We start from the raw sequence: 8,189 nt of genomic DNA, 5'->3' as shown, positions 1-8,189 counted from the left end.
TCAATGAATTGCTGAATTAACTGCTGCAACTTTCGTTGCGTTGGTCACTTCATCAGACATTGAAAATCAAAAATTGTTTTTGATGCTCGATGCTGTGAGTGCCCACACAGATTGCTTGATTCAAATTGTTAAAGAGCGTGGCGCTTGTCGCGCTGAGGTGGCGTATAATACCCACCTCACTTCGAAAGTCAAGCGCTTGTTTTCGCTTTTCTTTCGGCGCTGGCTTCCGGAGGAAGCGAGCTCATCAGTTTGGCTTGTTCCGCCGTGCTGGTAGGGGCGCATTATAGGGAGCGGCGGCAGGATGACAAGGCATTTTTTGAAGAAAGTCACGGAAACTTGAAATTATCCAATTAGAAACAGCTTACTCAGTGTATATATACAATGTTATCCACAAGCCGATGATTTCAGCCCTGTTTTAATGGCACTTTATTGGCAATTCCTCGTCAAATGAATGCCATACTGAAGCGGATAATGTCTCCCGAGTGGTCCATGGTAGCGCCCGGCCATAAAGCTGGTTACCATGGAGGTGAATAGAGTGTTGCACCTTTTTTGCTTTCATTTACAAAAGGTCTTTAAAGATGAATTTATCCAAGTTTCCTGCTTATGTGCAGGCCGCCGTGCTCGCCCTGGTGTTGGCACTGGTCGGCTACCTGGTTGCCCAGGCCCTGCAGTTTTCTCTGAAAGCCGAAGTCATTTTTGCCGTGGGTCTGGCCATCGGCGGTTTCGTCGTACCGCTGCTCCTTAACCGGGCTCCCGCCAGCGCGGCCGAGCCAAGCACGAATCAAGAGACCTGCACCTTATATGTAGGCAACCTGCCCTATCGCGCCAACGAGATCGCCGTGCGTGAGCTGTTTGCCGAGCAGGGTCAGGTGATTTCAGTTCGTTTGATGAAGGACAAGGCAACCGGCAAGCGTCGGGGTTTCGGGTTCGTGGAGATGCCAGCCGCCGATGCGGCCAAGGCGATCACCGCCCTCAATGACAAGGAATATCAGCAGCGCACCCTCAAGGTGCGTGAAGCGAATGACAAGCGGGACAGGGATGAGCGGGAAGGTGTCGACGTCGACGCCTGATCACTCAGAACTCAACCTCTTCGAATGATGACAACCCCCAAGCTTGCAAGGGGGTTGTCAGTTTCTGGGCCTGCGCATCCAGCCGGGTGCAATATGCCCGCCCCTTCCCCTCTTCGGTGATGGCTGTCGGCACTTCGGCCAATAGATGGGCCACCCTTCGCGCGACCGCGCGACCCGAATCCACCAACTGGCAATCCGGCATCAGTTGCCGGATCTCGTCGTCAAGCAGCGGGAAATGGGTACAGCCCAGCACCAGGGTATCCGGGACATCTTCCCCTTCCACCCAATCCGCCAGCACCTCCCGCAGCAACGCCATATTGACCGGTCGCCCCGCCAGCTTGTGCTCGGCTTCGATCACCAGCTCGGTCGACCCCTTGAGCAGCACCCGTTTGCCCGGTGCGAACTGGGCGATCAGGGTATGGGTATATTCACGGCTGACGGTACCAGGGGTCGCCAACAGGCCGATGCAGCCATTGCGGGTCAGGGCCGCGGCGGGCTTGATGGCGGGCACGACCCCCACGACAGGAACGGTCAGTGCCGCACGCAGGGAGGGAAGCGCTATGGTGCTGGCGGTGTTGCAGGCGATCACCACCAGATCGATGGCATGTTCGGCCACCATGTGGCTGACCAGGCGGCAGCAGGCGGCGATGAGGGCAGGCTCGCTCAGCTCTCCATAGGGGAAGTTGGCGTTGTCGAAGCAATAGACATAGTTGTGCGCAGGCAGGGTGCGACGGATCTCTCGATAGACGGTCAAACCGCCCATGCCTGAGTCGAACACTAGAATATTGGCCACCTGAGATCCCCCTTGGATGCGAAGCGGCGATCATACTCCCGCGAGCGGCCAATAGAAAAGGCCCCGCACAGGGCGGGGCCTCGCTTTTCCTCTCTATTATAAGCAGAGGTGAGATCAGAGACGGTAATCGGCGGTCAGCTTGAACTCGGTCCCCGGTGAGGCATAGCCATAGGCCGGCACATAGTCGCGATCGAACAGGTTGTCGATGCGACCACCCAGGGTCAGCTGAGGCAGCACTTCGTAGCTGGCCCCCAGGTTGACCAGGGTGTAGGAGCCCAGCACCACTCGCTCGGCCGGGAAGCTGCTGAAGTTCTTGTCATCCCGCTTGCCCACGTAGAGCAGCTCGGTCGACAGATCCACCGGGCCCAGCTGTGCCTGGGTCAGCCAGCTAGCCTTCTGCTTGGCACGGCGCAGCAACTGTTGGTCCCCGTCGTTCTTGTCTTCGGTCTTGGTGTAATCGAAGCTCAGATCGTGGCGAAGCGGACCGGTTTCCAGCCCAAGGGCCACCTCCACCCCTCGGATCTCGGCGTCAGTGTTATCCGGCTTGCAGCTGGAGAAGGCACTCTGACAGGCGATCAGGTTCTGGATCTCGTTGCGGTACAGGTTGATGGACCAGTCCCAGGCGGTGTACCGGCCGGAGAAGTCCAGCTCCAGGTTCTTGCTCTCTTCCGGCTTCAGATCCGGGTTCTCATAACCCGGGTAATAGAGGTCGAGGAAGGTCGGTGCCTTGAAGGCGGTGCCATAACTCAACCGTACGTTGTGGTTCTCATTGATGTCCAACCCGGCCGCCGCGGACCAGGTGTTGTGGCGACCATACTGCTCGTTGTCATCGGTACGGCCGGACAACTCACCCAGCAGGGCCTGCCAGCGGTAGCTCGCCACCGCGAACAGACCGGTGTTGTCGCGATCCGGAGCATTGAACGACTGACCATAGCTGCGGGAATCGGACTTCATCTGCTCCTGCTGCCAGTCGGCGCCACCGGTCAGGGACAAACCTTCCACACCGCTCCAGTTGTTGATCCAGGAGAAACGGGTCAGACCGGTGTGGATGGGCTCGGCGCTGGACTCCCCATTGCTCTCCCACCAGCTCTTCAGCTTGTTCTCACCGTAGCTGGCCTCCAGCCGGCTACTCAGGGCGCCGCTCTGGTACTTGAGGCCACCGTCATACTGGAAGGCCTGCACCCGGCTCTGATCCGCCGACATATAGGGATCGTCCATCTCGGTCTGGTTGTCATAGCCCTGGGCATTGAAGTCGGCGCTCCAGGCCTCGTTGAAGGCGTGGTTCAGACCGAACTGGCCGTTCAGGCTGTCGAAGCCGTCCCGATCCGGCTGCTGGGCACCGGCCACCACGTCGAAGCCGTCGGTGCGCTCATAGCCCACCAGCAGGTTCATGTCGGTCTGCTCACCCAGGGCCTGCACGGTGCGTACCTGACCCTGACCGTAGCCATGGCTGCCTACCCCGCCCTTCAGGTGGGTCTCGCTGCCGCTCTTGGCGGAGGTCTTGGAGATGAGGTTGATGACACCGCCGATGGCATTGGCACCGTAGACGGCGGCACGCGGGCCGCGGATGTATTCGATGCGCTCTATGTTGCCGAGGGGGATCTGGCTCAGATCCGGCGTGCCGGCCACCATGGCGGCGATGGGGCGGCCGTTCATCAGCACGAGGGAGTGGTTGGAGTTGGTACCGCGGATAAACAGGCTGCTGACATTGCCACGACCACCCAGGGTGGTGATCTGCACCCCCGGCAGGGTTTTCAGCAGATCCGGCAGGCTCTGTACCTGACGGGCCTCGATCTCGGCACGATCGATCACCATAACGGGGGCGAGGACTGTGCTGGCGGGTTGTTCCACCCGGTTGGCGGTCACCACCAGGGTATCGTTGGCAATGGGAGTCTGGGCGAAGGCCGCCGCCGGCAACAGGGCAGCCGCCAATAATGTCTTGGACATGAGAGATCCTTAAGTTCGCGTAAGCATCTTCCGTGGCCGGTTTCTCTCGGCCCGAAATACGAACTTTGGCAGGTCTTCGGGCTCGGGGGCTGATGGCCTATGCGACGGCTTCCCACCCGATGGCAGTGCCTGATGTCGCTTCGTTCCCCCTTACCGCTGCGCGCCAGCTCCGGATTTTCACCGGATTCCCTATTAAGCATGATGCGCCAAAGCGGGGGGATTATAGGCAGAGCCAGACCGGATGTATAGCCATCTGGATTTCTGTATCTGTTTTCTCCTCTCGGCAACCCGGCGTCGTCGAATAGCCCCAATGAAGAGAGGCTTGGACATCAGAGTGGTCCGGTCCATGGTCATCACTATCTATCCAGTGCGGCAGTGGCCCAGAAAGACAATGCCACCCCTCGGTGAGGGCATCCTGGTACAAGCCGTTGAACTCTTTGATATTGGTGCAGGATAAGGCTTGGCAGCCTCGCCAGAACGGCCCCCAGCCCCTGGCCAAGATCGCCGAGCACGTGAAATTTTGAACCGGGTTGCGTGGCTTTTTGGTAACATGCGGCAAACGTTTGACATCCAAGGAAGCCGTAATGACGAACCCCCCTTTGATCGGCCTGGTGATGGGCTCTGACTCCGACTGGCCCGTGATGCAGGCGGCCGCCCGCATCCTCAAGGAACATGGCGTCCCTTACGAGGCGCGGGTGGTCTCGGCCCACCGCACCCCGGACCTGCTGTTCGAGTATGCGGCCAGCGCCCGCGAGCGCGGCCTGCGGGCCATCATCGCAGGGGCAGGCGGTGCCGCCCACCTGCCGGGCATGTTGGCCGCCAAGACCACGATACCCGTGCTCGGGGTGCCGATCCCGACTCGTCAGCTCAAGGGGATGGACTCCCTGCTCTCCATAGTACAGATGCCAAAAGGGGTACCGGTCGCCACCTTCGCCATCGGTGAGGCGGGTGCCGCCAATGCAGGCCTGTTCGCCGTCTCCCTGCTATCGGTCGCCCAGGACAAAGACGCCCCCCGCTATCAGCAGCAGCTCGACGGCTTCCGTGCCAAGGAGCGCGATCGGGTGCTGGCCCTGCAACTGGAGGAGCCGGCATGATACTGCCTCCCGCCACCCTGGGGATGCTCGGCGGCGGCCAGCTCGGCCGCTACTTCGTCATGGCGGCCCATCGCCTCGGCTATCAGGTGGTGGTGCTGGATCCGGATCCCACCAGCATCGCCGGTGCCGCCGCCGATCAGCAGATAGTGGCCGCCTATGACGACGCCGAGGCGCTGACCGAGCTGGCCCGTCGCTGCGTCGCCGTCACCTGCGAGTTCGAAAACGTGCCGGCGGCCTCCCTGGCCCTGCTGGAACAGCACCTGCCGGTGCGCCCCGCCGCCAGTGCGGTGAGGGTGTGTCAGGATCGCCGGGAGGAGAAAGCCTTCCTGACCCGCGCCGGGGTTCCGGTCGCCCCCAACCTGACCCTGCTCCCCAATGAACCCCTGCCGGCCCTGCCCGATAGCCTCTTCCCCGCCATCCTCAAGACAGCCCGCGAGGGTTATGACGGCAAGGGACAGTGGACAGTCACCAACGGCGCCGAGCTGACCGCCGCCCTCGCGACCAGCGGCGTGCCCTGCGTGCTGGAGAAGCGGCTGCCGCTGGAGGGAGAGTTTGCCCTGACCCTGGCGCGCAGCCCGAGCGGTGCCATCAGCGCCCTGCCCCTGGTGCAGAACTGGCACAGCGGCGGCATCCTGGATCAGACCCGATCCCCCGCCAATGTCCCGACTCTCGAAGCCGAGGCCAAGCGCATCGCCGAGCACCTGATCGCCGCCCTCGACTACGTGGGCGTGCTGACGGTGGAGTTCTTCCTGGTGGACGGCAAGCTGCTGGTCAACGAGATGGCCCCCCGCCCCCACAACTCGGGCCATCCCAGCATCGACAACGCCGGTTGCTGCCAGTTCGAGCTGCAGGTGCGCGCCCTGTGCGATCTGCCACTACCCAGGCAAGCCGAAGTCCAGCCCGCCATCCTGCTGAACCTGCTCGGGGATCTGTGGCAGCACGGCACCCCGGACTGGGCCGGCGCCCTGGCCCTGCCCGGGGTGCACCTGCACCTCTACGGCAAGGGCGAGGCGCGCCCCGGTCGCAAGATGGGTCATGTCACCGTCACCGGCCAGGATTGGCCGACGGTGGAGGCCCATGCCCGCACCCTGCGCGCCCTGCTGGGGCTGCCGCCACGCTGAATCCAACCCTTGAAATGCAAAGACCCGGGCCTTGGCCCGGGTCTTTTTTTACAGCTTGAGAAGCGAGAGGGATCAGGCCCTGTCGACCGCCGCGACGGGAGCCGGCAGGCGGATGGTGAGGGAGAGCACCAGGGCCACCACCATCAGCACCAGGATCAGGTTGAAGGTCGCCATGAAGCCGCCGAACAGGGACGCGACTATGGAGCCTATGATGCTGCCGAGACCGAAGCCCAGGTAGATGACGCCGTAGTTCTTGGTCAGGTTGTTCAGGCCGAAGAAGTCGCTCACCAGAGAGGGGTAGACTGTGATGGTGCCGCCGAAGCTGAAGGCCACGCAGGCCACCGCCACGAAGAACAGGTTCGCATTGAGGGGCACGAACAGCAGCAGTCCCATGCCGCACAGGGTGATGACCTGGGCTATGGTGATGACCCGGATGCGGGACATCTTGTCAGACAGTATGCCCAGCACCAGACGGCCACCCAGGTTCGCCATGGCGATGATGGCGACGGCATTGGCCGCTACCGACCCCGGCAGACCCACCATCTTCTCGCCGATATCCTTGGCCACGCCGATGACGTAGAGACCGCTCATGCAGGCGGTGAGGAACATCAGCGCCAGCATCCAGTACTGCGGCTTGCGCATCGCCTCGGCCAGGGTGAAGTCGCGGCTCTCGGCCTGTTGCAGGGAGGCAGCCTGCTTGGGCGCATCCTTCATCAGCATGCCGCCCACCAGCACCATGGACATGGCGATCAGGCCCCACAGCTGGAAGGTCGCCTCCAGGCCGTTGTTCGACAGCAGCAGCAGGTTGATGTACTTGAAGCCCAGGCTACCGAGGCCGTAGGCACCGATGGAGCAGGCGGAGATCAGCCCCTTGCGCTCCGGGAACCACTTCACGCAGTTGGAGAGGGTCATCAGGTAGCCGGTACCGTCGGCGAAGCCCACCAGTATGCCGGCGCAGAGGTAGAGCATTGCCAGGTTGCTGGCATGGGCGGTGAGGAAGAAGCCAATGCCGAGCAGCACGCCGGCCCCCAGGGTGACGTTGCGCACCCCGAACCGCTCCTGCAGCTTGCCCGCCATGGAGGAGGCGACCGCCAGGGAGAGGCTGAGCAGACCGAAGGCGAAGGCCACCTGGCTGACCGGCTCGTCCAGCTTGTCGGAAAGCTGGGCATTGAACAGGCTCCAGGTGTAGACGGAGCCCAGGGCGAACTGGGTGATGATGGTACCGATCAGGGTCAGGTACCGGGTGCGATTCATCTCTTTGGTCATGATGCGCCTCGGGCGGTGGACTCGGGAAGTTGAGCCAACTATAGGAGCGGCGCATGAGTTGCAGCGCGATTAAGGCATGAAATGCAGATCGGCGGGAATGAATGACAATCAGAGCCGCATCAGCTGACGGAATGCCTTGATGTTGCTGCGACTGACCGGCACCTCGAACGGCAGATCATGGAGCCGGATGAGGTAGGTACTGTTGAACCAGGGCACGATTTCACGGATCTTGTTGATGTTGACGCAGTAGGATCGATGGCAACGGAAGAAGCCCTCCGCCGGCAGCCGGCTGACGAACTCGCTGATGGTCATGGTCATCACGTAGCGATCGGTGCGGGTGTAGACATGGGTCAGCTTCTCGTCCGCCTCCACGTAATAGATCTGCTCGCAGGGGGTGACTATGATGCGCTCCCCCTTCACCAGGTTGACGGTGCGGTTCTGACTCGGGCTCTCCCCGCCGGGCTCGGCGCCCTGACTCGGCTGCAGCCGACCGGCGTGCTCCAGCTTTTGCAGCAGGCTGATGAGGCGCGGCTCGTTGTAGGGCTTGAGGATGTAGTCAAACGCCTCCAGCTCGAACGCTTCCACCGCGAACTCCTTGTAGGCGGTGACGAAGACGATGTGGGGTGGATGGCTCGACTTGTGCAGGTTCTTGGCCAGCAGCAGGCCATCGATGGAGGGCACCTGGATATCCAGGAACACCACGTCCACCTCGTGATCCTGCAGGTACTTGAACGCCTCCAGCCCGTCCTCGAAGCTCGCCACTATCTCGATGGTGCTGTGTTGGGCCACCAGATAGGCCAGCTCTTCCCGGGCCAGGTATTCGTCTTCGACTATGATGGCTCTCAACATGGCATCCCCTCCACACCCGGCAAACAGGTCAACAGGTCCGGGCCTTCAT

Annotated in this window: 7 protein-coding genes and 1 riboswitch; of the genes, 3 read left to right on the top strand and 4 right to left on the bottom strand. The window is 61.7% G+C overall.

Annotated elements, in window-relative coordinates; genetic code table 11:
- The first annotated feature begins 578 nt into the window (after positions 1-578).
- Positions 579-1,070: an RNA recognition motif domain-containing protein gene (locus tag ACRCYW_RS15925; protein WP_438551020.1), complete on the top strand. Its 492-nt coding sequence runs from the start codon at positions 579-581 to the stop codon at positions 1,068-1,070.
- Positions 1,071-1,074: 4 nt separating this feature from the next.
- On the opposite strand, the gene murI is transcribed toward ACRCYW_RS15925, so the two are convergent.
- Both murI and ACRCYW_RS15915 read right to left on the bottom strand, forming a co-directional pair.
- On the bottom strand, positions 1,075-1,863 hold the full coding sequence (murI, locus tag ACRCYW_RS15920) for a glutamate racemase (protein ID WP_438551019.1): 789 nt from the start codon (positions 1,861-1,863) through the stop codon (positions 1,075-1,077).
- A gap of 114 nt (positions 1,864-1,977) precedes the next feature.
- Positions 1,978-3,810, bottom strand: a complete 1,833-nt coding sequence (locus tag ACRCYW_RS15915; protein ID WP_438551018.1) for a TonB-dependent receptor domain-containing protein — start codon at positions 3,808-3,810, stop codon at positions 1,978-1,980.
- A gap of 50 nt (positions 3,811-3,860) precedes the next feature.
- Positions 3,861-4,036, bottom strand: a riboswitch (cobalamin riboswitch).
- Positions 4,037-4,394: 358 nt separating this feature from the next.
- Here ACRCYW_RS15915 and purE point away from each other — a divergent pair.
- Together purE and ACRCYW_RS15905 are read left to right on the top strand one after the other, a co-directional pair.
- Positions 4,395-4,904, top strand: coding sequence for a 5-(carboxyamino)imidazole ribonucleotide mutase (purE, locus tag ACRCYW_RS15910; protein ID WP_100861597.1), 510 nt, complete (start codon positions 4,395-4,397; stop codon positions 4,902-4,904).
- Positions 4,901-6,025: a 5-(carboxyamino)imidazole ribonucleotide synthase gene (locus ACRCYW_RS15905; RefSeq protein WP_438551017.1), complete on the top strand. Its 1,125-nt coding sequence runs from the start codon at positions 4,901-4,903 to the stop codon at positions 6,023-6,025. The genes purE and ACRCYW_RS15905 overlap by 4 nt, the downstream gene beginning before the upstream one ends.
- A 72-nt stretch (positions 6,026-6,097) precedes the next feature.
- Here the strand turns inward: ACRCYW_RS15905 and ACRCYW_RS15900 are convergent, their stop codons facing one another.
- The gene (locus ACRCYW_RS15900; protein WP_332504661.1) at positions 6,098-7,291 is read right to left on the bottom strand and encodes an L-lactate MFS transporter; all 1,194 of its coding nucleotides are present in this window, start codon (positions 7,289-7,291) and stop codon (positions 6,098-6,100) included.
- Positions 7,292-7,399: 108 nt separating this feature from the next.
- Positions 7,400-8,140, bottom strand: coding sequence for a LytR/AlgR family response regulator transcription factor (locus ACRCYW_RS15895; RefSeq protein WP_438551016.1), 741 nt, complete (start codon positions 8,138-8,140; stop codon positions 7,400-7,402).
- Positions 8,141-8,189 lie beyond the last annotated feature (49 nt).

Source organism: Aeromonas sp. (assembly GCF_051657805.1).
Classification (GTDB): Bacteria; Pseudomonadota; Gammaproteobacteria; order Enterobacterales; family Aeromonadaceae; genus Aeromonas.
The sequence above is the reverse complement of the archived record's forward strand: the minus strand, read 5'-3'. Positions and strand labels throughout refer to the sequence as shown.